Source organism: Scytonema sp. PRP1 (assembly GCF_036697665.2).
Taxonomy (GTDB): Bacteria; Cyanobacteriota; Cyanobacteriia; order Cyanobacteriales; family Nostocaceae; genus Kalymmatonema; species Kalymmatonema gypsitolerans.
In genome coordinates, this window is record NZ_JBAHYJ020000089.1 from 13,546 (window position 1) to 37,765 (window position 24,220).

15 protein-coding genes and 2 pseudogenes are annotated in these 24,220 nt (G+C 43.4%); 13 read left to right on the forward strand and 4 right to left on the reverse strand.

The genetic code is table 11. From position 1 onward, the window contains the following. Positions 1-79: 79 nt before the first annotated feature. The 7 genes and pseudogenes from V5G28_RS23460 (at position 80) to V5G28_RS23495 (ending at position 14,766) form a co-directional block, all read left to right on the forward strand. On the forward strand, positions 80-3,388 hold the full coding sequence (locus tag V5G28_RS23460) for a non-ribosomal peptide synthetase (RefSeq protein WP_442994289.1): 3,309 nt from the start codon (positions 80-82) through the stop codon (positions 3,386-3,388). Between the two features lie 302 nt (positions 3,389-3,690). Continuing rightward, on the forward strand, positions 3,691-7,677 hold the full coding sequence (locus tag V5G28_RS23465; RefSeq protein WP_332989560.1) for a non-ribosomal peptide synthetase: 3,987 nt from the start codon (positions 3,691-3,693) through the stop codon (positions 7,675-7,677). Between the two features lie 44 nt (positions 7,678-7,721). Continuing rightward, positions 7,722-8,585: a phosphopantetheine-binding protein gene (locus V5G28_RS23470; RefSeq protein WP_332989562.1), complete on the forward strand. Its 864-nt coding sequence runs from the start codon at positions 7,722-7,724 to the stop codon at positions 8,583-8,585. Between the two features lie 47 nt (positions 8,586-8,632). Beyond that, positions 8,633-8,836: an RNA-binding S4 domain-containing protein gene (locus V5G28_RS23475; RefSeq protein ID WP_332989564.1), complete on the forward strand. Its 204-nt coding sequence runs from the start codon at positions 8,633-8,635 to the stop codon at positions 8,834-8,836. A gap of 188 nt (positions 8,837-9,024) precedes the next feature. Beyond that, positions 9,025-13,187 (forward strand): annotated as a pseudogene (locus V5G28_RS36850) (condensation domain-containing protein); the annotation flags it as partial. A 295-nt stretch (positions 13,188-13,482) separates the two neighbouring features. Then, the gene (locus V5G28_RS23490) at positions 13,483-14,367 is read left to right on the forward strand and encodes a DUF2382 domain-containing protein (RefSeq protein WP_332989567.1); all 885 of its coding nucleotides are present in this window, start codon (positions 13,483-13,485) and stop codon (positions 14,365-14,367) included. Between the two features lie 201 nt (positions 14,368-14,568). After that, positions 14,569-14,766, forward strand: a complete 198-nt coding sequence (locus V5G28_RS23495) for a hypothetical protein (RefSeq protein ID WP_073631619.1) — start codon at positions 14,569-14,571, stop codon at positions 14,764-14,766. A gap of 88 nt (positions 14,767-14,854) precedes the next feature. Here V5G28_RS23495 and V5G28_RS23500 read toward each other — a convergent pair whose 3' ends face one another. Further along, positions 14,855-16,642, reverse strand: a complete 1,788-nt coding sequence (locus V5G28_RS23500) for an alpha/beta hydrolase (RefSeq protein WP_332989571.1) — start codon at positions 16,640-16,642, stop codon at positions 14,855-14,857. Between the two features lie 687 nt (positions 16,643-17,329). Further along, positions 17,330-18,262 carry a LysR family transcriptional regulator gene (locus V5G28_RS23505; RefSeq protein ID WP_332989573.1) on the reverse strand — a complete coding sequence of 311 codons (933 nt, stop codon included), beginning with the start codon at positions 18,260-18,262 and terminating at the stop codon, positions 17,330-17,332. Positions 18,263-18,502: 240 nt separating this feature from the next. On the opposite strand from V5G28_RS23505, the gene V5G28_RS23510 reads away from it, so the two are divergent. The 3 genes from V5G28_RS23510 to V5G28_RS23520 all read left to right on the forward strand — a co-directional run bounded on the left by V5G28_RS23510 (position 18,503) and on the right by V5G28_RS23520 (position 20,783). Continuing rightward, complete coding sequence (locus tag V5G28_RS23510) at positions 18,503-19,270, forward strand: enoyl-CoA hydratase/isomerase family protein (RefSeq protein WP_332989575.1); 768 nt, start codon at positions 18,503-18,505, stop codon at positions 19,268-19,270. Positions 19,271-19,374: 104 nt separating this feature from the next. Further along, a complete protein-coding gene (locus V5G28_RS23515; protein WP_332989578.1) occupies positions 19,375-20,145 on the forward strand; it encodes an SDR family oxidoreductase in 771 nt (256 codons plus the stop codon). A gap of 209 nt (positions 20,146-20,354) precedes the next feature. Beyond that, positions 20,355-20,783 carry a hypothetical protein gene (locus V5G28_RS23520; RefSeq protein ID WP_096563578.1) on the forward strand — a complete coding sequence of 143 codons (429 nt, stop codon included), beginning with the start codon at positions 20,355-20,357 and terminating at the stop codon, positions 20,781-20,783. A 287-nt stretch (positions 20,784-21,070) separates the two neighbouring features. Here V5G28_RS23520 and V5G28_RS23530 read toward each other — a convergent pair. After that, a pseudogene (locus tag V5G28_RS23530) lies at positions 21,071-22,167 on the reverse strand (RNA-guided endonuclease InsQ/TnpB family protein). Between the two features lie 59 nt (positions 22,168-22,226). Between V5G28_RS23530 and V5G28_RS23535 the strand changes: the two are divergent. Then, positions 22,227-22,412 carry a hypothetical protein gene (locus tag V5G28_RS23535; protein WP_073636399.1) on the forward strand — a complete coding sequence of 62 codons (186 nt, stop codon included), beginning with the start codon at positions 22,227-22,229 and terminating at the stop codon, positions 22,410-22,412. Positions 22,413-22,539: 127 nt separating this feature from the next. Here the strand turns inward: V5G28_RS23535 and V5G28_RS23540 are convergent, their stop codons facing one another. After that, positions 22,540-22,857 (reverse strand): S-layer protein, encoded by a 318-nt coding sequence (locus V5G28_RS23540; RefSeq protein ID WP_332989587.1) that lies wholly within the window; start codon positions 22,855-22,857, stop codon positions 22,540-22,542. A gap of 609 nt (positions 22,858-23,466) precedes the next feature. Here V5G28_RS23540 and V5G28_RS23545 point away from each other — a divergent pair. Continuing rightward, positions 23,467-23,712 carry a hypothetical protein gene (locus tag V5G28_RS23545; protein WP_332989589.1) on the forward strand — a complete coding sequence of 82 codons (246 nt, stop codon included), beginning with the start codon at positions 23,467-23,469 and terminating at the stop codon, positions 23,710-23,712. Between the two features lie 84 nt (positions 23,713-23,796). Then, positions 23,797-24,216 (forward strand): acyl-CoA thioesterase, encoded by a 420-nt coding sequence (locus V5G28_RS23550; protein WP_332989591.1) that lies wholly within the window; start codon positions 23,797-23,799, stop codon positions 24,214-24,216. The last annotated feature ends 4 nt before the right edge of the window (positions 24,217-24,220 follow it).

A 24,220-nucleotide genomic window follows, 5' to 3' on the forward strand; every position in this document is an offset into this window, starting at 1 on the left:
AAATCATCTGTGTGTATCTGCGAGTCTGATCGACGACAATTAATTTGTTACCCCGCAGCTGCTCTTTGAAAGGATGAATATGTTTTCTGAAGAAGTTTTCGTCTTTGCTGCATCTTTTGCCCAACAGCGGCTGTGGTTTCTCGACCAGTTGATACCTGGTAATGCTCTTTATAATGTGCCGACAGTCATTCGTTTGACAGGGAGGCTCAACTTAGCTGCACTACAACAAACGTTTAACGAAATTGTGCGTCGCCATGAAGTTTTACGCACCACTTTTAAAGTGCTGGACGGGGAACTTGTGCAGGCGATAGCACCCTCCCTAACCATACCCCTTTTTGTATTAGACCTGCGGCAGTTACCGGTAGACGAACGGGAGGCGCAAGCAAAGCGCATTGTTACCGCAGAGGTAGAACGTCCTTTCGATTTGTCCTCTGGACCATTGCTGCGAGTCATGCTGCTTGTGCGATCGCAGACAGAACATATTCTCGTCCTGAATATGCACCATATTATCTGTGACGATTGGTCTATTGGTGTAGTGATTCGGGAACTGGGAAGGCTGTACACAGCTTTTGCACAAAACCAAGCTTCCCCTTTACCGGAACTACCTCTCCAGTACGCCGACTTTGCCCAATGGCAGCGCGAGTGGTTACAAGGAGAAGTGCTACAAACCCAGTTAGCTTATTGGCAGCAGCAATTAAACGGTATTTCCATGCTGCATCTACCTACAGACAGACCGAGACCAAGTATACAAAGCTATCAAGGAGCAACACAATTTCTAGAGTTACCGAAAAAGTTATGTGATGCACTTGTGACGCTTTCGCAGCAAGAAGGTGCCACTTTATTTATGACGTTGCTAGCAGCATTTCAGACGTTACTTTACCGATACACGCATCAGGAAGATATTGCGGTGGGGTCGCCAATTGCTAACCGTAACCGTAGTGAAATTGAAGGGCTAATTGGTTTTTTTGTCAATAGTTTAGTGCTACGTAGTAACTTATCTGGAAACCCAACTTTTCGCGAACTGCTAGGCAGAGTACGAGAGGTAACACTAGGAGCATACAGTCACCAAGATTTGCCTTTTGAAAAGCTCGTTGAGGAACTGCATCCTGAGCGAAACTTGAGCCACCATCCGCTATTTCAAGTGGTATTTGGTTTCGAGAATGCACCAATGTCAGGGCTAGAATTGCCTGATTTAGTGCCTAGCTTGATAAATATTGACTTTAAAACAACGCGCTTTGATTTGGAGTTGCACCTGTGGAAGTGCTCTGAGGATTTCCGGAGCCTATGGGGCGCAAACTGGGAGCATTCCGAGGGTATTAGAGGTGTAATGGTGTACAACACCGATTTATTTGATAAAGCTACCATTAGCCGAATGCTGAAACATTTTAAAACATTGTTACAAGGTATTGTTTCTCATCCAGAACAAGGCATAGCAAATCTACCGATTTTAAGCGAAGCTGAGCTACATCAGGTATTAGTAGAATGGAATGACACCGAAACAAATTATCCTCACGATAAGTGTATCCATCAGTTATTTGAAAATCAGGTAAAGCAAAACCCTGATGCTATAGCAGTCATTTATGAAGATGTAGAAACGTTGCATCCGAGAGATCTACATTTTACCTATCAGGAGTTGAATATTCGCAGCAATAAACTAGCGCACCACTTACAAAAATTGGGTGTAGGTGCTGACGTTTTAGTAGGCATTTGTGTAGAGCCTTCACCAGAAATGATAGTTGGGTTCCTGGGTATCCTGAAAGCGGGGGGAGCTTATGTACCTTTAGACCCTAGCTATCCGCAAGAACGCCTAAATTTCATGCTGGAAGATGCACAACTTCGAGTCTTGCTAACTCAAGAAAAGTTGCTCAAGCATTTTGAAGCTTTCTCAAACCCAATTATTTACATAGATAAAGACTGGGAAATTATTGCCCAAGAAAGCGAAGAAAACCCAACAAGCAGCTTGACCAGTGATAACTTAGCGTATGTCATTTATACTTCTGGCTCTACAGGAAAGCCTAAAGGAGTGGCTGTAACTCATAAAGCTGTGAATCGGCTGGTATGCAACACAAACTATGTAAAATTGGAAAGAACTGATAAAATTGCCCAAGCCTCAAACACTTCCTTTGATGCTGCCACTTTCGAGATTTGGGGAGCGCTCCTTAATGGTGCTCAACTGATTGGGATTAGCAAAGATGTTATCATTTCACCTCACGAATTGGCATTACAAATACGACAAAAAGGCATCAGCGTTTTGTTTTTGACGACTGCCTTATTTCAACAAATTGCCAGAGATCTGCCGCAAGCTTTTGCTTCGTTACGATACTTGCTATTTGGTGGTGAAACTGTTGATATAAGATGGGTTAGGAAGGTTCTCAAACATGGTTCGCCAAAGGAATTAATTCATGTTTATGGTCCTACAGAAAGTACAACGTTTTCTTCTTATTACTGTGTGCAAGAATTATCAGAATCAGCTACGTCAATCCCCATTGGTCGCCCCATTACAAACACACAGATTTATCTGCTAGATGCTAATGTACAACCTGTACCTGTTGGCGTTGTCGGGGAGTTGTATATCAGCGGTGATGGACTGGCACGAGAATATCTCAACCAGCCTGAGTTATCTGCTGAACGCTTCATTCCCAATCCTTTTAGTAGTAAACCAGAAGCGCGTCTTTATCAGACAGGTGACTTAGCCCGCTATTTACCAGATGGCAATATTGAATTTTTAGGTCGCATTGACAATCAAGTAAAGATTCGCGGCTTCCGCATCGAGTTGGGAGAAATTGAAGCGGTGCTGAGTCAACATCCAGCAGTGGAAGAAACAGTCGTCATTGCTAGTGAGGATATACCTGGTGATAAGCTTTTGGTTGCTTATATTGTTCCAAGTCCTGAGTGTGGAGTCCTGAGAGGAACATCTGACTCAGCACTGATGAGTGACCTGAACCAATTCGTGAAACAAAAGTTACCAGCTTATATGCTGCCAAGAGCGTATGTGGTGCTGGAATCTCTTCCACTGACACCCAACGGCAAAGTGGATCGCCGCGGCTTAAGAGCACCCGATACACTCACTCTCGACATAAAAGAAGATTATGTGGCACCACGGACGTCGGTAGAAGAGGTGTTAGTGGAAATTTGGGCTAAGGTTTTGGGAAAAGAGCAGCTAGGTGTCCACGATAATTTCTTTGAATTGGGCGGTCATTCTCTACTAGCAACTCAACTGGTTTCTCGAATACGCGACGCCTTCCAAATAGATTTGTCTGTACGCAACTTGTTTGAAGCACCGACTGTGGGACAACTTGCTAGGTATGTTGAAACAATGTCTTGGGCAGCTAAAGGTGTGGATACTACTAGCTCTAAGAGAAATGAGCGAGAAGAGGTGGAATTTTAAAGAACTATACAAAAAACGCGTAAGGTAGCCAATTGTATGAAAAAAACCACAGATGGACACAGATGGACACAGATAATTTATCTGCGTGCATCTGCGGTTCTAAATATCCATTAATCATACTTTTGCAAGAAGTCTATTGTCTTTCAGCTTCCTACCGTAGTTCAAACAATCCAGGCTACACAATCTCTCTAATGTTCTATATTTTCAACCCAAGGAATGATTTGTATGGAGTTGTGAATGTGTTAAAACGTCTTGGTCAATTGACAACAAGCAACTAACAACTGTTGCGAAGGGGCGTAATTTTGAACACAATTGAGTTTCTATCTTATCTTCGCAGCTTAGATATTCAAGTTTTTGTTGAGGGCGATCGCCTTCGCTGTAACGCTCCTGAAGGAATCCTCACACCAGAATTGCGTGCAGAAATTCAAGAGCGCAAAGCAGAAATTATTGCATTTTTAAAAGCAGCTAATTATACTACCAGCCACACCTCTACACCCCTCGTACCTATTTCGCGAAACAGGAATCTCCCCCTCTCCTTTGCTCAACAGCGGCTGTGGTTTCTTGACCAATTAGTACCCAACAATCCTTTCTATAACGTTCCAGCAGCATTTCGTCTCACAGGTTCGCTTCATTTGGCAGCGCTGGAACAAACTTTTAACGAAATTGTGCGGCGTCACGAAGCTTTACGTACCACTTTTGCCATAGTCGAAGGGCAACCAGTTCAGGTGATTGCACCTATTTTAAATGTATCCTTACCAATCAGAGATTTGCAGCAACTGCCACAAGTCGTAGTAGCACCGACTCCTCGGGATCAACGTGAAAAAGAAGCGCGACGACTGATGACTCAGGAAGCTCAACGTCCTTTCAATTTATCAACTGATCCATTGCTGCAAGTCACACTGCTGCGGTTGGATGAAGCAGAACATATCTTGGTGCTGAATATGCACCATATTGTCTCCGATGGTTGGTCTATCGGGGTGCTGATTCGAGAGATAGCACTGCTTTACACAGCTTTTGCCAGCAATCAACGTTCCCCTCTGCCAGAACTACCGATTCAATATGCAGACTTCGCATATTGGCAGCGTCAATGGTTGCAAGGGGATGTGTTGGCAAAGCAACTTGGTTACTGGCAAAACCAGTTGGAAGGCGTTTCCATGCTAAATCTGCCAACGGACAGACCAAGACCAGCACTTCCAACTTACCGGGGTGCAAGACAATTTCTGCAATTACCAAAAAGTCTGAGCGAAGCCCTAGAAACTCTCTCGCAGCAGGAAGGGGTGAGTTTGTTCATGACTTTGTTGGCAGCATTCCAGATTTTACTTTATCGCTACACCCAGCAAGAAGATATTGCCGTGGGTTCACCAATTGCCAACCGTAACCGTAGTGAAATAGAAGGGTTAATTGGCTTTTTTGTCAATAGTTTAGTGCTGCGTACCGATTTGTCAGGGAACCCAACTTTTCGCTCACTGTTGAGTCGAGTGCGAGACGTAGCTTTAGAAGCTTATGCTCACCAAGATGTGCCTTTTGAAAAGTTGGTGGAAGAACTGCATCCAGAACGCAACTTGAATCAAAATCCGTTGTTTCAGGTGGTGTTTGCGCTCCAAAATGCGCCAATGTCAGCGCTAGAATTACCTGAGTTAACTCTTAGTCCCTTGCCATTTGATAGTGAAACAACGCGGTTTGATTTGGAGTTTCACCTATGGGAGCGAACTCCTCAAAATGGGTTATGGGTAAATAGCTCAGAAGGCATCAGTGGTTTTGTCATTTACAGCACCGATTTATTTGATGACAGCACCATTAACCGGATGCTAAAACATTTCCAAACGCTCCTAGAAAGTATTGTCGCTCATCCAGAACAACGAATTACAGATTTACCGTTTTTAAGCGAAGCTGAGCGACATCAGTTGCTAGTGGAATGGAACAATACCCGCGTAGATTATCCTCAGGATAGATGCGTTCATCAACTATTTGAGCAGCAGGTAGAGCAAACTCCTGATGCATTGGCGCTGGTATTTGAAGACGTAGAGACGTTCCATGGAACGTCTCTACATCTAAGCTATCAAGAGTTAAATAAACGCAGCAACCAGCTGGCACATTACCTACAAAAACTGGGTGTTGGTGAGGAAGTTTTGGTAGGACTTTGTGTAGAGCGCTCTGTTGATATGGTCATTGGCATCTTGGGCATCCTAAAAGCGGGTGGAGCATATGTGCCTTTAGATCCCACCTATCCCCCTGAGCGATTAAGTTTTATGCTTAAAGATGCTCAAGTTCCAATTATCTTAACTCAAGAACGATGGCTGAACCGTCTTGAAAGGCAGAATTCACTTCTCATTTGTTTGGATAAAGATTGGGAGACAATTGCTCAAGAAAGCGAAGATAATCTTACTACCAACATTACAGCAAAGAATCTTGCTTATGTCATCTACACCTCTGGCTCAACAGGCAAGCCTAAAGGGGTTCAAATTGAACATCGGGCATTGTTAAATCTTGTTTTTTGGCATCAACAGGCGTTTGCAATTTCACCGCTTGACCGAGTCACACAAATTGCCGGAGTTGCCTTTGACGCTTGTAGCTGGGAAATTTTGCCTTATCTTAGTGCTGGAGCAAGTATTTATTTTCCAGATGAGGAAACTAGGCGATCGCCTGAGAAACTGCGAGATTGGCTAGTGTCAAAAGCGATAACAATTAGCTTTGTACCAACACCTTTAGCAGAGAAACTTTTATTATTAGATTGGTCGAATCAAGGAGCTTTACGAATATTACTTACAGGTGGCGACAAACTACATCAGTATCCTTTAGCTAAGTATCCTTTTCAGGTTGTAAATAATTACGGACCAACCGAGAATACTGTTGTCACAACTTCAGGTCAGGTTTTTGTTAGCAATCAAGCCGAGATAACACCTGCAATTGGTCGTCCCATTGCCAACACACAGGTTTATATACTAGATAAACATTTGCAACCTGTACCCCTTGGCGTTCCAGGAGAACTGTACATTGCTGGTGATGGACTGGCGCGAGGCTATTTAAACTCTGCTGATTTAACTGCTGAAAAATTCATTCCTAATCCTTTTAGCAATCAGCCCAAAGCACGCCTTTATAAAACAGGTGATTTAGTTCGCTATCGACAAGATGGTAACATCGAATTTTTAGGTCGCCTCGACGAACAGGTGAAAATTCGGGGCTACCGCATTGAGTTGGGAGAAATTGAAGCGGTGCTGAGTCAGCATCCAGCAGTACTGCAAACGGTAGTCATGACTCGTGAGAATGAAGGGGAAAAGCGGTTAGTCGCTTATGTGACGCTGAATGCTGAAGATAACAGTCAACAAGAACAAATCCAACAGACGCCATTGCAGGATGAGCAGGTTTTGCAATGGCAGATGCTCTATAACGAAACTTACAATACACCTGCGGGTGATTCCGATCCAACATTCAATATTGTGGGCTGGAATAGCAGTTATACAAATCAGCCAATTCCAGCAGAACAGATGCGCGAGTGGGTGAATAACCAAGTTGGACAAATTCTGGCTTTGCAACCCAGCCGAGTCCTAGAAATTGGTTGTGGAACAGGTTTATTACTGTTTAAAATTGCGCCTCACTGCGTTAAATATTATGGGACGGACTTTTCCCCAGCTTCACTTAACTATATTCAAAAGCAGTTGGCAAATGTAGAACTCTCGGATGGCGCGTCTCTACAACAGGTAACGCTGTTTGAAAAGATGGCTGCTGATTTTCAGGGAGTAGAAGCACAAGCTTTTGATGCGGTGATTCTTAACTCGGTTGTGCAATATTTTCCCAGTATTGATTATCTTATTCGTGTCTTAGAAGGTGCTGTCCAGGCAACTGCTCCTGGTGGCTTTATCTTCATAGGAGATGTCCGTAGTTTACCGCTGTTGCAAGCTTTCCATGCATCGGTACAACTGTATCAAGCTGAACCGTCTCTCACTCGTTCCGAGTTGCAGCAACAGGTACAAATGCAAATTTTCCAAGAAACAGAGTTAGTCATTGATCCGGCTTTTTTCACTGCATTAAAGCAGCAGCTTCCCCAAATTAGTCATGTACAAATTCAATTGATACGAGGTTCCTACCACAATGAATTAACTCAGTTTCGTTATAATGTGATTCTTTCTATTGGCGGTGAAACTGATCCCCCCAACCCCCCTTATCAAGGGGGGCTTGAGAACTTGGCTTTTCAAGGGGGGCTGAAAAGCCAAGTTCTCAAAAGTCTTCTGACAAACAGGGGCTTGAGAACCCCCCTTTTCAAGGGGGGCAGGGGGGATCACAATGCCTGAACTGGCAAGACAATAATTTAACAGTCGCAACAGTTCGTCAGCTATTGATTGAGAATCAACTAGAAATCTTAGGCATTACTAATGTGCCTAATGCGCGGGTCATAGCAGCAGTTAAAACAGCAGAATGGCTGTCAGGCGCAGAAGATTTTAAAACTGTCGGTCACATGCGTGAGGCTTTGCAAAAACTCCAAAATTTAGGAGTTGATCCAGAAGATTTTTATGCACTGGCTAATCAACTACCATACAAGGTTAATATTAGCTGGTCAGATTCGGGTAGTGAAGGACGCTACGACGTGGTTTTTGTCAAGCAAGGTGCATCACAGCAAAGAACTATTTTTCCACATAGCACTCGTGCGCGTCCGTGGCAATCTTACGCGAATAATCCCCTACAAGCCAAAGCAGCACGTAAGTTAGTGCCGCAATTGCAGACTTATCTTGCAGAAAAGCTACCTGAGTACATGGTGCCTTCAGCTTTTGTGGTGCTGGAGTCTCTACCTTTGACACCTAATGGCAAAATAAATCGTCGCGCCTTAAGAGCATTCGATCCAATTCAGCCACAATTGACAGGAGGTTATGTTGCGCCTCAAACTGCTGTTGAACAAGTGCTGGTGAAAATTTGGGCTGAGGTTTTGGGAGTTAAGCGTGTGGGTATTGATGATAATTTCTTTACCTTGGGAGGTCATTCCTTACTGGCAACTCAGCTTGTCTCTAGAGTGCGCGATGCTTTTAAGGTGGAGTTACCTTTGCGTAGCGTATTTGAAGCACCGACAATTGCAGAACTATCTAAGGTGGTTGAAAGTTTGAAAGGTAGTAATGTTGAAAGTAAAGCTCCAGCTTTAGTGCCACTTTCTCGTGAGAGTCGGCGGATGAAGTTATCATCGCTGAATAAAGAAAGCGAACAGAGATAACCAAGAGTCGCGCCACAATCAGATCAGCATAGAATTAACTTTTCAATATGACGACAAGCGACAATACGATTAAACTTGACCAGTTTTTGAAGTTTGTGGGTATAGCCCCGACAGGTGGGCAAGCCAAGCTAATGATTCAACAAGGTGAGATAAAAGTCAATGGTACAATTGAAACCCGACGAGGACGGAAATTAGTATCGGGCGATAAAGTGACGGTGGGAGGACAAACTTTTGAGGTTGCTTTTTCATAGTCGTAGGGCAAGCTGTGCAGGCGATCGCAATATCATGTCCGATTAAATAATCTTACTAAATGTGTAGTGAGGACTTTAGTCCTCTTCCACAAACACAAGGACTTAAGTCCTTACTACATACAAGTTTTATTATGGGTAATTTGCCGGACATCATATCAACACACTTAGAAAACCCGAAGCACCAGCTTATGAGCCAGTATTTTTCTGACAACTCCTCGACAGCTGCTGAAGAAAAATTTAATATTCCTGAAGAAGCAGAAGTCTTCATCTTCCCCACATCATTCGCCCAAGCTAGGCTGTGGTTTCTCAACCAGTTGGTATCGGGCAATCCCTTCTATAATGTGTCAACAGCGCTTCGCCTGACAGGGAGGCTCAACTTAACTGCCTTAGAGGAGACATTCAACGAAATTGTACGCCGCCACGAAACTTTACGCACCACTTTTGTGTTGATCGAAGGGCAACCGATGCAGGCAATATCTCCCACCTTAACCATACCCCTTCCCTTAATAGACCTACGTCATCTTTCAGCAACAGAACGCGAGACACAAGCACGGCGACTTGTAACCGCAGAGGCTCAACGTCCTTTCAATCTAAGCACTGGTCCATTACTGCGAGTGACGCTGCTACAACTGGATCAAGCAGAATATCTGCTGTTGATCAATCTACATCACATTGTTGCCGATGGCTGGTCGATTGGAGTGCTGATTCGAGAACTGGGGGCATTATACAAAGTCTTTGCTTGTAGAGACGTTGCATGCAACATCTCTACACCCTTACCGGAATTACCCATCCAGTATGCAGATTTCGCTCAATGGCAGCGCGAGTGGCTTGTGGGAGAAGTACTCCAAACCCAATTAGCTTACTGGCAAAAGCAATTGGACGGCATCTCGGTGCTAAATCTCCCCACCGACAGATCAAGATCAGCAGTACCAACATACAGAGGAGCAAGACAATTTCTAGAACTTCCGCAATCTTTGAGTCAAGCGCTAGTTGCCCTCAGCCACCAACAAGGCGTTACATTGTTCATGACTCTGCTAGCAGCATTCCAAACGTTGCTTTATCGTTACACACAGCAAGAAGACATTGTAGTCGGTTCAGCGATCGCCAATCGCAACCGCAGCGAGATAGAAGGGTTAATTGGGTTTTTTGTCAATAGCTTAGTCCTGCGAACTGATTTATCAGGCAACCCGACGTTTCCGGAACTGTTGAATCGAGTACGAGAAGTCACTTTGGGAGCCTATGCTCATCAGGATTTGCCTTTTGAAAAACTAGTGGAAGAACTCCATCCGCAGCGAGATTTGAGCCGTCATCCGCTGTTCCAAGTCGTGTTTAGCCTGCAAAACACTCCGATTGAAGCGCTAGAGTTACCTGGGCTAACGCTGTCGCTGTTCGAGTTCGACAGCAAAACCGCCAAGCTTGATTTGGAGTTCCATCTGTGGCAGGATTTGGAAAGTTTCAAAGGACAAGTGGTGTACAGCACCGATTTATTTGATGACACCACCATCACTCGGATGCTGGGACATTTCCAAACCCTGCTAGAAAGCATTGTTGCCAATCCAGAACAGCGCCTCTCAGATTTGCCTTTGCTGACTGCAACTGAACGGCAGCAGTTATTGATTGATTGGAATAATACCAGGAGAGACTACCCGCACAAGTGTTTTCATCAGTTGTTTGAAGCACGAAGAGAACAAACTCCTGATGCGATCGCCCTTGGCGGGGCTTCGCCCATCGCGCTTAGCGCATGCTCCGCAAACGCACTCGTCTTTGAAAACCAACGCTTAACCTACCGCGAACTAAACATCCGAGCTAACCAACTTGCACATCACCTGCAACAACTGGGAGTCGCCCCAGACACTTTAGTTGGCATCTGCTTAGAGCGTTCTTTTGAAATGATCATCGGACTGTTGGGCATCCTCAAAGCCGGGGGAGCATACTTGCCTTTAGATCCCAGCTATCCTCAGGAGCGTCTTAACTTCATGCTCCAAGACGCTCAGGTATCCATTTTACTAACTCATTCTTCACTAGCCTCTACTTTAGCCCCCTTTTTAAGGGGGGTTGGGGGGATCAGCAACATGAATTGACTGTAATTTGCATAGATAAAGATTGGGAGACAATTGCACAACAAACCCAAGAAAACCCAAAGAACTGCGTAACATCTGACAACTTAGCTTATATCATCTACACCTCTGGCTCAACAGGAAAACCTAAAGGTGTTTTCATCGAACACCGAGGACTATCCAACTTAATACAAGCGCAGATTGAAACTTTCAACTTACAACCGAATCACCACATTCTACAATTCGCATCATTAAGTTTCGATGCCTCAATCTTTGAGATTGTCATGGCACTGGGAACAGGAGCAACTCTTTATTTAGCAAAGAAAGAATCCCTTCTACCCGGACAACCTTTGCTCCAACTCTTGCGCGAAAAAGCTATTACTCATGTCACGCTTCCGCCGGCTGTTTTAGCAGTCCTACCAAAAGTAGAACTTCCCGCACTGCAAACTATTATTTGTGCAGGTGAATCCTGTTCCGAAGATATTATAAAATTTTGGGCATCTGGTCGTCGGTTTTTTAATGCTTACGGACCAACTGAAGCAACTGTTTGGTCAACTGTTGCACAAATTAGCGCTACTGGTGAAAAACCGTCGATTGGTCGCCCTATTGCTAACACTCAGATCTATATATTAGATCAGCATTTGCAACCTGTACCAATAGGAATTCCTGGCGAATTATATATCAGTGGTGATGGGCTTGCCCGAGGCTACCTTAATCGCCCTGAATTAACAGAAACTCGCTTTATACAAGAAACCGAGTTTCTCCCAAGAACGCGACTTTACAAGACAGGTGATTTAGCTCGTTATCGAAGCGACGGCAATATTGAATTTATCGATCGCATCGACAATCAGATAAAAATTCGCGGTTTCCGCATCGAATTGGGAGAGATTGAAACGGTGCTGAGACAACATCAAAGCGTGCAAGAAACGGTGGTTATTGCTCAAAAAAATGTCTTGGGTGAGAAGCACTTGGTGGCTTATATTGTTCTCCACGAAAAACAAGCAGCAACAAATATTGAACTACGTAACTTTTTAAAAGAAAAATTACCAGAATACATGGTGCCAAGAGCCTTTGTAGTGGTCAATTCTCTGCCACTAACGTCTAATGGCAAAGTAGATATCCATGCCTTACCTACACTCTATAGTCCGAATAGCCGCTCATTAGATAAAGCGTTTGTTGCTCCTCGTAACTTAACCGAGTTAACACTTGCAAAAATCTGGGCTGAAGTTCTTAACCTTGAATCTGTTGGTATTCACGACAACTTCTTCGACTTAGGAGGAAATTCTCTGGTAGCTGTACGGCTTGTAGAGCAAATCCACAAGCAATTTGAGCGTGAATTACCGCTATCTTCCTTATTTTTAAATTCAACAATTGAAACTTTAGCAAATTCTCTATCCCCAGGAAAAGATTCTCTGCCTTGGTCTCCCTTAGTTGCCATTCAACCTAGTGGTTCAAATCCTCCTTTCTTCTGTGTCCATCCCATTTTTGGTGTTGTTTTCCCTTATTACGAATTGGCTCATCAGTTAGGTAAAAATCAACCATTTTACGGGCTACAACCTATGGGAATTGACGGAGAAAGTTCGCCACTAACTTCCATCGAAGACATGGCGAATTACTACATTGAAGCATTACGTACAGTGCAGCCAAGAGGTCCTTATTTTTTAGGAGGTTGGTCTTTTGGAGGTTTGGTTGCTTTTGAAATGGCTCAGCAACTGCAAGCAAGCGGGCATGAAGTGGCTCTACTTGCTTTGCTTGACACTGTAGCACCAGTTTCCGGAAATAAACCTTCTGTTGGTGATAGTTTGAGGTTTCTTTTCACTACAGTGGCGCGATATATATGGTCATTTTTCCTCGATTATTTTTATCTAATAAGCGCTTCTAACAAGAATCAAGTTGACAGCTTTACTTCTCGTTTTCCTCTTTTTAATCCTATTTTTAATAACTTTGTTCGACGTATTGAAACCAATCTGTTCTCGCACTTTATACCTCAGGAGTCCAAGTCACGGATTTTGCGCGAGTTAACAATTCGCCCAATGCTTCGTGTTTTCCATGCCAACAGCCAAGCAACTCTCAACTATGTTCCAAAAGCCTATCCGCACCGAATAACTCTTTTTAGAACAAGCGTTCAGTCAAGCATTGCTGAGGCAGATCTAACTATGGGTTGGGGTGAAATCGCTCTTAAAGGAGTGGAAATTCACAACATTCCTGGAAATCACCTAACTATGCTGAGAAAACCCCATATTCAAGTTCTTGCCGAACAGCTAAAAGCTTGTATTGAGAAAACCCAGACTTTATAGAAGCAGCCGTCTGGTTATTTATCTTTTATTTGTCTTTTAGTTATTTGTCTTTTAACACTACAACCCAACGAACCTCTGAATCGTGGGGCTAGCCTCTGCTTTCATCTAGACGCCAAGATTCTCCACCCGTTGGAGAGAAAATTGTAATATTTCATACTATGAGAGAATTAAAAACAGAATTTCACCTAATAGGTATAGATGTTTGGATACATTTTATCATTCAAGAGAAAGATGAATAATTTTTGAATATTTCTAATATGAAAAAGGAAGAAGCAATGCAGGAGAAAAATAGATGGCACTCGTAAAGCTTGGTGACTTCTACCCTGACTATCGTGAAGAACACTCCGATATCGATGACATCAAGAACTTTGATGTTTATGCTCAAGGAGATAATAAAGTCGGCTCGGTTTACGATATCTTAGTCGATGAGCAAACAGGTAAATTCCGCTATTTCATCGTAGACACAGGCTTTTGGGTTTTTGGCAAGAAAGTTTTACTGCCTGTTGGTCTTGGCAACATTGATTATGGTGCAAGACGGATTTTTGTCAATGGTCTGAGCAAAGAGCAAGTCGAAAGCCTGCCTAATTACGATACCTTGGAAAAGGTTGATTTTGACTACGAAGAGCAGGTACGGGGTGCATACCGTCCAATAGCTGCTACTTCTGCGGCTACTGCTACTACAGCTACAGCAGCGACTTCTGACCTAACTCAACCTACTTACGATCGCAATACTTACAACTACGATCACGAACCGTCGCTATATAACCTTAATGACAGCAATGACAGCGAGGGTCAAACCTTGAAGCTGTATGAAGAGCGGTTGATTGCTGACAAACAGCGCCGTAAGACTGGAGAAGTGACGATCGGTAAACACGTGGAAACGGAAACAGCTCGTGTTGCAGTACCGGTGGAAAAAGAGCGCGTGGTGATTGAACGTACAACTCCCACAAATGCTACAGCTGTAAATCCAGGCGAAGCCAACTTCCGTGAAGGTGAAGTTGCTCGTGTGGAGCTTTACGAAGAAACACCCGATATCCGCAAAGAGGCTGTTGTGCGCGAAGAAGTCCGAGTCAAGAAGGTTGTAGAACACGAGACAGCTGAAGCGACTGAAACAATTCGACGTGAAGAGCTAGACGTGGATGCCCAAGGTCGTCCAATTGTAGATAAGCAAGGCTAAGCAAGGCTAGCACTTTGTTAAAGGCTCACAGGCAAATCAAGTATATAGCTCGAGCTGTGAGCCTTTAATATTTGCCTACACTAAAGTATAAAATAAGTAAAGTTATTTCATACTTCACTCATCCCTTTAGCAGACGTTAGAAAAATTGAAAGCGTTTTATAGTAAATCCTTTGTAAAAACAAAAGCGATTTACAGATTAAGATGCCAAATTTTTCTATTTTGACCATTGTTGGACTGGTAATTGCAATAATTGGCGTAATTGCTTGGGTGGGTGGTAGCTTAAGAGTTGCAAATCTCGAAATAAATCTTGAAACACCAAAGGGGCGTGTTGTCTTCATTTTTTCTGTGTTACATATTTTGGTGGGTTTGTTGATTATCGTTATTAGTGTGGTAACTTGAGGCTTCATGCCATCAAAGGCAAGCCTTTGAGAGCACTTTGTCCCGTTGGAACTCATTGAACCTGTCGCTAACGATACTGCCTGGATTACTAAAATTTAATATTTACAAATTGCTTTGGATATGGTGAGCCAAAAACCTCAGATGAAGGCAGAGATTCAACCTTACTGATAGTAGTTGGCTCTTGGGTTGCAGTTGAGGCAGAACCTTGAAGGCTCAGAGATTTCACCAAACTCAGTGGTAACGGTTCCTGACTGATGGCATTGATGTAATCTGCACTTAAGTAGCGACTGTAACTCTGCTCATTAGCAACGTACGTCTGGAAGTAGGGAAGACTCAAAGCTCTGATATATCGCTGCGCTAAGGCAGGGCTAGGACCAATCACCTGTTCGGGAACCGGTACGGCATCATTTGGTGATGCCCCAATTGTCGAGAAGTGGGTTCCGCCATTAATTAATACTAAATATTTATTTGGGGTTGTTAACCAGGTAAACGGTTGAATTTGTTCTGGAAAAGCCGGAGCAACGGTATCAACACTACCAGCGACCATCATCACTGGGATTTTAATTTGGCTGAGACTGGCTTGCCCTAAAATACTACTATCAACAGGGTTAATGGCAATAACTGCTTTGACCCGTGGGTCTGATAGGTTATATTTAGATTGTGGTAAATTGAGAGCTAAGCACTGAAGTAACAGCGAAGCATTGAGTACATCTGGTGAAGGTGGGCAGTTCTTGTCAAGTTGCTTAAAATCAATTGCTGCTCCTGCTAATGCCAAAGCCGTGTAACCACCAAAGGATTGACCCACCACGCCTATCTGTTCCAAATTCAAGCGCCCTCTATAAGTCGGGTCGGATTGAGATAGGCTAGTGAGTTGATCCAACAAATACTTTATGTCCAAAGGTCGGTCAATAAATTCTCTGGGGCTTGTGATTTCTGCCGCCCTACCTCCGAAGAGTGCTTGCAATTGTTGGGCGTTGCTACCTGGATGCTCTGGAACGGCGACGACAAAGCCATAAGAAGCGAGGTATTCAGCAAGGTAAGCAAAACTGTTGCGATCAGAGCCAAGTCCGTGGGAGATGACAATGAGTGGACGAAGGCTGGATACATTTGGTAGGTAGATGTCAGCAGGAAAAATGCGCTCGCGAGAGCTATCGTTAAGTATGATAGTTCGCTTTTGCCAACTAAAGTTTCCTGGTCGTGGCAGGTCAGTCACTGAAATATTATTTAATGTGGGAGCCGTGCCTGCATCCAACAAGGACTGCTTATTGATCAGTGCGATCGCCTGTTGAGTTTGATTCACCAGCCTCTGGAACGATCCTGCAATCTCCAAGCTGCGCGCTAAATCTATCGAAATTGCTCTTGAGGGAAACTTCCGTAGCACGTTTAATAACGTTAACCCTTCTCGGTCGGCGGCTGCAAGAATCAGCGAGGCTCGAATTGCATAAAACCCATTAATGCGAGATCCCTGCTGTACAACTTCTCCCAAATTTTCTAACAATCTCTTGCCAATTGGCGTGTAAAGAAATTGCGAAACCGCTACGGCATTTAGGGGAATGGGAGTCAGCAAAAATTGCCGTAGCAGGTTGAGTTGCTCCTTGCCTGCATACTGAACATATGCAGCCAAATCATCGTCTATTTTGCCTGTTCTGGCATAAGTTTCCAGGGAATTAATGGGAATAGAGCGAGCCACAAGACCGTAGGAAATGGTCAACCGTTCTGCACCCAAGCTAGGACGGGCGGCTAGGGTAGGAATGAACCCAATACTGAGACATCCCACCGCTAAGTGTAGCCAAATTGACAGCTTGCTGATAACACGAGCGTGAGGACGCAACCGAACAACTCCAGAGATAGCAGGCGACATCGGTGGGCAATTCATGAGTATCACTGAGCGCTTATTTAGCAATTTTACCAAGAACCACCGATGTGATTCTATTCGCCTTGACACTGGTGTGGTTGATTATCCTTGTGCAACGATGATAGAAGAATGAGCAAGGGGAATTTGGAAAAAGGCGATCCCTCTTAAAACAGTGAACAGCTACCTACGCAGTGACGCCTGCTATGGTGGGGGATTTAAAAGAGCCACCAACGCTCTGGGGGTGCTCTTGGTGGGGGACTTAAACATGCAAAGGATGAAACTGATAACCCTTCGGGTAAGCCTTTCCTTCGGAACGCTGCGCGAACGGCACACCTATGGCTGACGCCACGGCTTTGCCGAACGGTGAACGCCAGTCGCTGTGAGTTCGGGAGACCCTCCAAAGGGCGCTGGCTCACTGATAACTGATAACTGATAACTGGTAACTGGTAACTGTTAAAGGGGTTGATCCCACAACCATTGCATTGCTCCTGCTTATGACTGCATAAACCATTGCTTTTCTAACTTCTGGCAATGATAAGTATTTAAAACTTTACAGCAGAATAAAGGTGTCAGTCGTCAGGAGTCAGAAGTAAAAAAGACTTTATGTCTGGCTTTTAGACAAAGCGCGTTGTACTTCATTTACTTGCAATGTGTTGTATAAATAACTTTAAGCAAGCTTTGCAGGTTGACAATATGAAGCAATTGCTATTAGCTAAAAAGAGAATTTTTTGCCGATTGACCATAATCAGACACCCAAGGATCTAGCTTGAACTCAGAAGCTAAAAAATCGATGAAGCAGCGAACCTTTACTGGCTGAAAACGGCTTCTTCTATAAACTGCGTGAATGGGTAAAGGTGTTGGTTGATAGTCTTTTAAAATAACCTTGATGACTCCACAATTCACGACATCACCAAATAACCAAATTGGTGATACGGCAATGCCAAGACCCGATAGGACAGCTTCACGGACGGCTGTGGAATTGTTAGCTTGAAAATTCCCCTTTACATTGACCTTCACAAGTCCTTTTAGTCCTTGAAAATACCATTCATTTGCCGTTGAAAGTTGAGTGTAAACAATGCAGTTGTGATGGATGAGGTCTTGTGGTATTTGAGGTTCGCCAGCTTTTTCAAAGTATGAGACAGAACCAATTGCCACACGCCGAGTTGTACCAATTCTGTGTGCAATCACAGAACTGTCATTCAGTTCTCCAATTCTGATTGCTAAATCCACCCCTTCTTCAACCAAATCAACAAACCTGTCACTCATAATGAGATCCACTTTCAGATCAGGGTAGCGGTCAAGAAATGCTTTCATCCGGGGTACTATCTGAAACTGTCCAAAAGAAACTGGACAATTCACGCGCACAACTCCCGACGGCTTTTGTTGTCGTCCGACGCTGGCTTCTGCTTGGGCGATCGCATCGATGACCCTTTGACAGTGTTCGTAAAAGCGTGTCCCCTCCTCGGTTAAACTCAAACTTCTTGTTGAACGAATCAGCAGCTGCACACCCAAGTACTCCTCCAACTCTGCAATCTGCTTGCTGATAGTTGGCTGCGTTGTTTCCATTTCCCGTGCGACAGCCGAAAAACTGCCGGTTTCGACAGCCCGTACAAAACTCTTTATGCAAGTAATGCGATCCATATCTTATTTATTCCAAATTGGAATAAATAATATTCTTTTTTACCATCTTCTCAAAGCTTTAGAAATAAATAAACATAGTTTGTAGATGAAGAGTTTGGTTAAAAGCAGCATTAGATACGACGGAGCAAATTTACGGTGGCGATAGGCTGCGGCTGCATTGATTAACTACGACAAGTACAACTCATAGCATGACCTCACGCAAAGTTTTTCCTAGTGTCAACAAATTTGGAGGATTAAAAAATGATTACCACACAACCAGCTTACTTTACCAAATACGAAAATCTGGATTTCTCCCGTGATCAGAACGGAATTCTTGAAGTCAGGATGCACACAAAGAATGCGTCGTTAATCTTCACAGGTAAAACTCACCAGGATTTTGTTGATGCCTTCTATGATATTAGCCGGGATCGAGATAATCGAGTTGTTATCTTGACAGGAACAGGTGATGCTTGGATGGATCAAATTGATTTCCAGAGTTTGGGTGATGTTACAAATCCGCGTGAGTGGGACAAAATTTTCTGGGAGGGCAAAAAAGTCCTTCAGAACCTTCTTGATATTGAAGTTCCAGTCATCAGTGCGGTTAATGGACCAGCACTTCTGCACACTGAGTACATCCTGACGAGCGACATTATTCTTGCTTCAGAGAACGCAGTGTTTCAAGATATGCCACACTTCAATGCAGGAATTGTACCAGGCGACGGTGTACATGTGCTTTGGCCCCTAGTCTTAGGTCAGTCTCGTGGACGCTACTTTTTATTAACTCAAGAAAAGCTAACAGTTCAACAAGCTCATGAGTTGGGAGTCGTGAATGAGGTTCTGCCATCTGATAAGCTAATGAACCGTGCGCGAGAATTAGCCAGACAACTGGCAAAACAACCAACTCTCACACTGCGCTACACCCGTGTTGCTCTTACACAGCACATTAAACGTCTAGTCAACGAAGGAATTGGGTATGGTCTAGCATTAGAGGGCATCACTGCAACTGACTTAAGAAACGCTCAACACTAAACCTATTTGGTAAGCTTATCCACATTCTACAAGCTGGGTGTAGGGAAAATTACCAGCCCTACACCTTACCATAACCAAAAAATCACTGTACAAGGAGAAAGGCAATGAACAATAACCGCTGGACATTAACAGGAAGAAAAGCCTTGATTACCGGAGGAACTAAGGGGATTGGATTGGCGATCGCCCAAGAATTCCTGTCCCTGGGTGCTGAGATTATGATTGTTGCCCGAAATGCAGAAGCAGTGAAGCAGCAGCTTGAGAACTGGCAATTGCAAGGATGGAAAGCTCATGGAATTGCCGCAGACGTTGCCACACCTAAAGGTCGTCAGGCAATCATTGAACAAGTCAATCAAACTTTAGGAGAATTAGATATTCTTGTCAACAATGTTGGCACCAACATTCGTAAAAAGGCGTTGGAATACACAGAACAAGAGTATGAGTCTATATTTCAAACCAATTTAACTTCTCTATTTGAAATGTGCCGATTGGCTTACCCTTTGCTGAAAGCTGGAAACAACAGTAGCATCGTTAATATAGGTTCTGTTGCTGGGTTAACCGCAGTTCGCACAGGCGCACCTTATGGGATGACAAAAGCCGCGCTTGTACAACTGACGCGTTCTTTGGCTGTAGAATGGGCAGAAAATCAAATTCGGGTAAACACTGTTGCTCCGTGGTTTATTCTCACCCCTTTGACTGAGCCTTTGTTGAGCAATTCGGATGTGTTGAACTCTGTTGTATCGCGCACGCCGATGGGGCGAGTTGGTACACCAGAAGAAGTCGCAGGTTTAGTGGCATTTTTATGTATGCCAACAGCTACTTACATTACTGGACAGTGTATTGCAGTTGATGGTGGCTTTTTAGCCTTTGGTTTCTAGAAAGTACGGGAATATCTGCTCATGGTTCTCGATGCAGCCAGTTAAAAAGCCTCAAAGAAGCGATTGTTCCGATAAAATGAGCGCAATACCACGACAATTATCTTTCTGGTGAAGTAGACATAAATCACAAAGCTTGGTCTAGAATTTATCAGGGTACTATGTCTACGTACATTTGCTAGCCGTTTACCGACTAGGTTAACAATTCGGTTATGAATATCGGATATTTTAACAAGGTTCCTTTGCAACCTCTAGTGTTACTCTGCCTTGCGTATGCTTGGCTGGGATGGTATTTGTCTGTTAATCACATTATTTGGTTAGTGGGAGCTTTTGTAGCAGCATTAGTGTTAGCTGTGGCTTGGAGGAGTATTTCTTGGTTAGAGCGTTTGATTGAATTTGGTTCTAAGACTTTAGTTGTCGTCTTGGTTTTAAGTGCATCAATTGCTTTAATCGCCACTTGGTCGCTTTTTTCGACCTTCATTATTATGCCCTTAGCAACTACACTTTTGGCTGAAATGGAACTGCGTTTTGCTGGCTTTAGCAAAAGAGATACACTTTTGCTACTGACTGTACTTGCTGGATTTGGTTTAACTGTGGGCGAAGTCATAGATATTGTTCTTTTCCCCAGTGGTAGGTACTAATTCTTTGAACTATATCTGTTGTCTTGCTGTTGTTTTGGCTCAATGTCTAACGGGAAGAAGTTCAAAAGCCCCAAGGATTTCATGTAGTATCTGTATTATAGTTGGGGGTAACTGAGCTATGACAGTACCGTTACATAACACCTACCCAAAGCTACCCATAATTGGACTTTTCTACAGATAACTTGTACTAGCCGAGTTGCTTTGGGTTTCGTTTACTTCCTTGCTTCATCCTGGCAACGTCGGCGTTAACCAGTCCACAGGCGCGAGCTCCGTCTAACTGACGAGTTCTAGTTCCTAAAAGGAACCGCTTCGCTTGACAAATTGATTGCAGCGTTTAAATCGCGGTCAATGACAAAGCCACAATGGCTGCATTCAAATACTCGCTCACTTTGAGTGAGCGTTTCTTTCTTTGTTCCGCAGCTAGAGCAGGTCTTGACTAAGGAAACCATCTATCAACCCCAACCAGCTTTGAGCCGTACAACTGGCACTTGTAGGTTAATTGTCTACGGAACTCAAAAAAGCACATGTCAGCCATAGCCTTAGCCAGTTTATGATTAGCTAACATTCCTGATACGTTCAAATTCTCAATGACTACTGTGCCGTGGTTCTTGGCTAGCAGTGTTGTGAGTTTGTGCAAGGTATCTTTTCGGATGCTAGCTATCTTCATATGAAGTCTAGCTATTTGCATCTGTGCTTTTTTCCAATTAGCCGAACCGATAATTTTATGGCGGTTCAACCATTGCATTTTGGATAGTTTTTCTTCATATTTTTTGTAGGATTTAGCTCCTAGAATTACTTCACCAGTTGAGATTGTAGCCAGTGCTTTGACTCCAAGATCAACGCCTATAACGTCTGTGTTATGTGATTCTTGGATTTCTACATCGAATCTGAAACTAATAAACCATCTATCAGCTTGGCGAGATATTGTACAAGACTTAGTTAATACCTGTGGTAGTCGTTCATAAGTTTTGAGTACACCAATTACAGGTACTTGGATTTTGTTATTGCCCAGAATTTTGATTGTGCCTTCAAGCGTGAAAGAGTCACGTCTACCTTTTTTCTTGAACTTAGGAACGCCAGCAGTTTTGTTAAAGCAACGTTTCCAAGCTTCTCGCAAAGCTATTAATGCTTGTTGTGGCGTGCTTTTAGAACACTCGTAATACCATTCATTTTCAGACTTCACCAATACTACTAACCATTTGTGTAAGTCAATAGCGCTAGGAAATTTGATTTTAGAATCGGGATTTGTCTTGTTGTGGTCAAGTATCTGCTTTGTCAGCCCAAGACCCCAATTCCAAGCATGGCGAGCTACACCGCAATGTTTTGTTAATGCTATGCGCTGCGCCTTATTCAGTTTCAATTCTGTTTTAAAACCTAGCAGCATTGACTCGACCTCTTCATATCTGCTATATATTAGTCTACTGATATAAAAAGCAAGAGTCAATGCCTTTTCAGAAAAAACATAAACTTGGTGCTTTACCGTATGGAGATGAACCTTTAGACACTAAACCGATAAGCTTTAAAGGTCGAAAAGGACAGCTAGAAAAACTTAAAGCCGTCCCCAATTGGCAAGAACAGCTTAGAGATTTTGTTGACCAACTTATATCAAACTTACCCAATCAGGAGTAGTAGTGGGTAGTTTTGTCCAGGAATTAAGTTACAGTTTCTAACCCTTGAGGCTGCCTTTTTAGATAGAAAACAAAGAAACCCAGTTTCTCAGAGAAACCGGGTTTTTTTACCCTTCAATTGTGACAAACTACTTTACTGGAGTTTTTGGTTCTTGTTGGGGTACTTGCTGGCTTTCTGTTGGTTTCAGCCGTTCCCACAAAGCGGGTGGCGTTGCTTGACGGAAAGCTCCACAATAGTGCATCGTCATCACAGCTTTGAAAGCCCAATGATCCGGTGAAACATCGCTAAAGGGTACAGGCAAGGTTTCTGCCTGGTTCTGAATGCAGGCATTCAGAACTTGATTTGGTTTACCTGGGCTAGCAGTAGGGGTATCTTGAGCTTTCACAGGAGTCACTAAGCCAGCAGTGGATAACACGATAGTCGTTGCTAGAACAATACGGTTCATGCTATATGCGTCAGTTTTAGGTGGTAGAAAACATTGTAACTATCGTTAGTAGTACAACTAATCCAGCAACCCACAACATTAAAGCCCCCCAACTCACTGAATCTTGTTGTAATTTATGCCACAAATTTGTGACAAAATTATTACGTATTGCCATTTTTACCCTCCGATTTTGACGCTCGCTAGTACCAGACGCTACTCATCAAGCTTGAACTCAGTTATGTTAAATTTGTCCTTGGAAATAAGACCTTTAATTTCTCACTTCCAACGATAAAGCAACGCCAGATGAAAGTAAATTAATGGAGCGCACGCAAACGCGTGCCTCTAGGCGCACTCCCTTGCTTAAAAAAGAATAATTTACAAAAACAGATTTCTTATCTCTAGAATGTATTTTCGCATACGTAAGTGTTTACACTTCCAACTTTTGCAATATTGAGAAAATTCTTAATGCTTGTTTGCCGTTGTTTCAACCAGAAATTTAGAATCTCCAACCTGATAGAAATCACACAAAAGCACGAGAATTCTACGGATTTATTTTCATTGTTTGATATCTGGAATTATGAGTATATTGAGAATAGACGGCTATGATATGTTCAAACAAGTGAGCAAAAAATGGTGCAACAAATAAGACCGGGTGAACCACAATATATCTGCGTAATTCCAGTTGAGAGCATAACAGGAAATCAAGAGGAAGAAATAATGACTTTTGCTGTGTCTGCTGATCAGGCAAAACATCAAGCCGAGGAATTGTTAGCAAATAATTACGGATGCAAGCGATTGCAAGTCGTGGAATTGATCCAGCAGGCGATCTGCGAACCAATCGGTCAGTGGTGTTCCGCCAATAGTCACCAAGAATAGTACTTAGGTACATCTATAACCTTTGTACGGTCACAATACCTTGCGCCCTGACTCGTTATTGATAATTTCTGACTCATTTCACCCATGCAAATATTCAAAACGCTACTGCGGGTTCGGCACTACGAAATGGACGCTTTGGGACACGTCAACAATGCAGTTTACCAAAACTATCTAGAACAGGCAGCCATTGAACACTCTGAACACCTGGGCTTAACTTTCGATCTCTATCAAGAACTTGGTGGTGTATTTGTCATGCGACGCGTAGAAATTGAGTACCTGCGTCCAGCAGTAGCAGGCGACACGCTAGAAGTCACGACTTGGTTAAGAGAAATGCGCGGTACTCGTGCCTATCGCCAGTATGAGATTCGCAAACAAAACCAAGATGATTTGTTAGTCACGGCTGAGGCTTTATGGGTATGGGTAGACGCCAAAACAATGCGCCCGCGACCAATTCCGAATATGTTGATAGAGAAATTCTTGCAATTGACATCTCCCGCCGGCTAGAAGC

What these genes read in the sequence shown, in the direction of transcription:
- V5G28_RS23460 (WP_442994289.1), top strand. Translation starts at nt 80, where the DNA reads ATGTTTTCTGAAGAAGTTTTCGTCTTTGCTGCATCTTTTGCCCAACAG.
- V5G28_RS23475 (WP_332989564.1), top strand. Translation starts at nt 8,633, where the DNA reads ATGACGACAAGCGACAATACGATTAAACTTGACCAGTTTTTGAAGTTT.
- V5G28_RS23490 (WP_332989567.1), top strand. Translation starts at nt 13,483, where the DNA reads ATGGCACTCGTAAAGCTTGGTGACTTCTACCCTGACTATCGTGAAGAA.
- V5G28_RS23495 (WP_073631619.1), top strand. Translation starts at nt 14,569, where the DNA reads ATGCCAAATTTTTCTATTTTGACCATTGTTGGACTGGTAATTGCAATA.
- V5G28_RS23500 (WP_332989571.1), bottom strand. Translation starts at nt 16,642, where the DNA reads ATGAATTGCCCACCGATGTCGCCTGCTATCTCTGGAGTTGTTCGGTTG.
- V5G28_RS23505 (WP_332989573.1), bottom strand. Translation starts at nt 18,262, where the DNA reads ATGGATCGCATTACTTGCATAAAGAGTTTTGTACGGGCTGTCGAAACC.
- V5G28_RS23510 (WP_332989575.1), top strand. Translation starts at nt 18,503, where the DNA reads ATGATTACCACACAACCAGCTTACTTTACCAAATACGAAAATCTGGAT.
- V5G28_RS23515 (WP_332989578.1), top strand. Translation starts at nt 19,375, where the DNA reads ATGAACAATAACCGCTGGACATTAACAGGAAGAAAAGCCTTGATTACC.
- V5G28_RS23520 (WP_096563578.1), top strand. Translation starts at nt 20,355, where the DNA reads ATGAATATCGGATATTTTAACAAGGTTCCTTTGCAACCTCTAGTGTTA.
- V5G28_RS23535 (WP_073636399.1), top strand. Translation starts at nt 22,227, where the DNA reads ATGCCTTTTCAGAAAAAACATAAACTTGGTGCTTTACCGTATGGAGAT.
- V5G28_RS23540 (WP_332989587.1), bottom strand. Translation starts at nt 22,857, where the DNA reads ATGAACCGTATTGTTCTAGCAACGACTATCGTGTTATCCACTGCTGGC.
- V5G28_RS23545 (WP_332989589.1), top strand. Translation starts at nt 23,467, where the DNA reads ATGGTGCAACAAATAAGACCGGGTGAACCACAATATATCTGCGTAATT.
- V5G28_RS23550 (WP_332989591.1), top strand. Translation starts at nt 23,797, where the DNA reads ATGCAAATATTCAAAACGCTACTGCGGGTTCGGCACTACGAAATGGAC.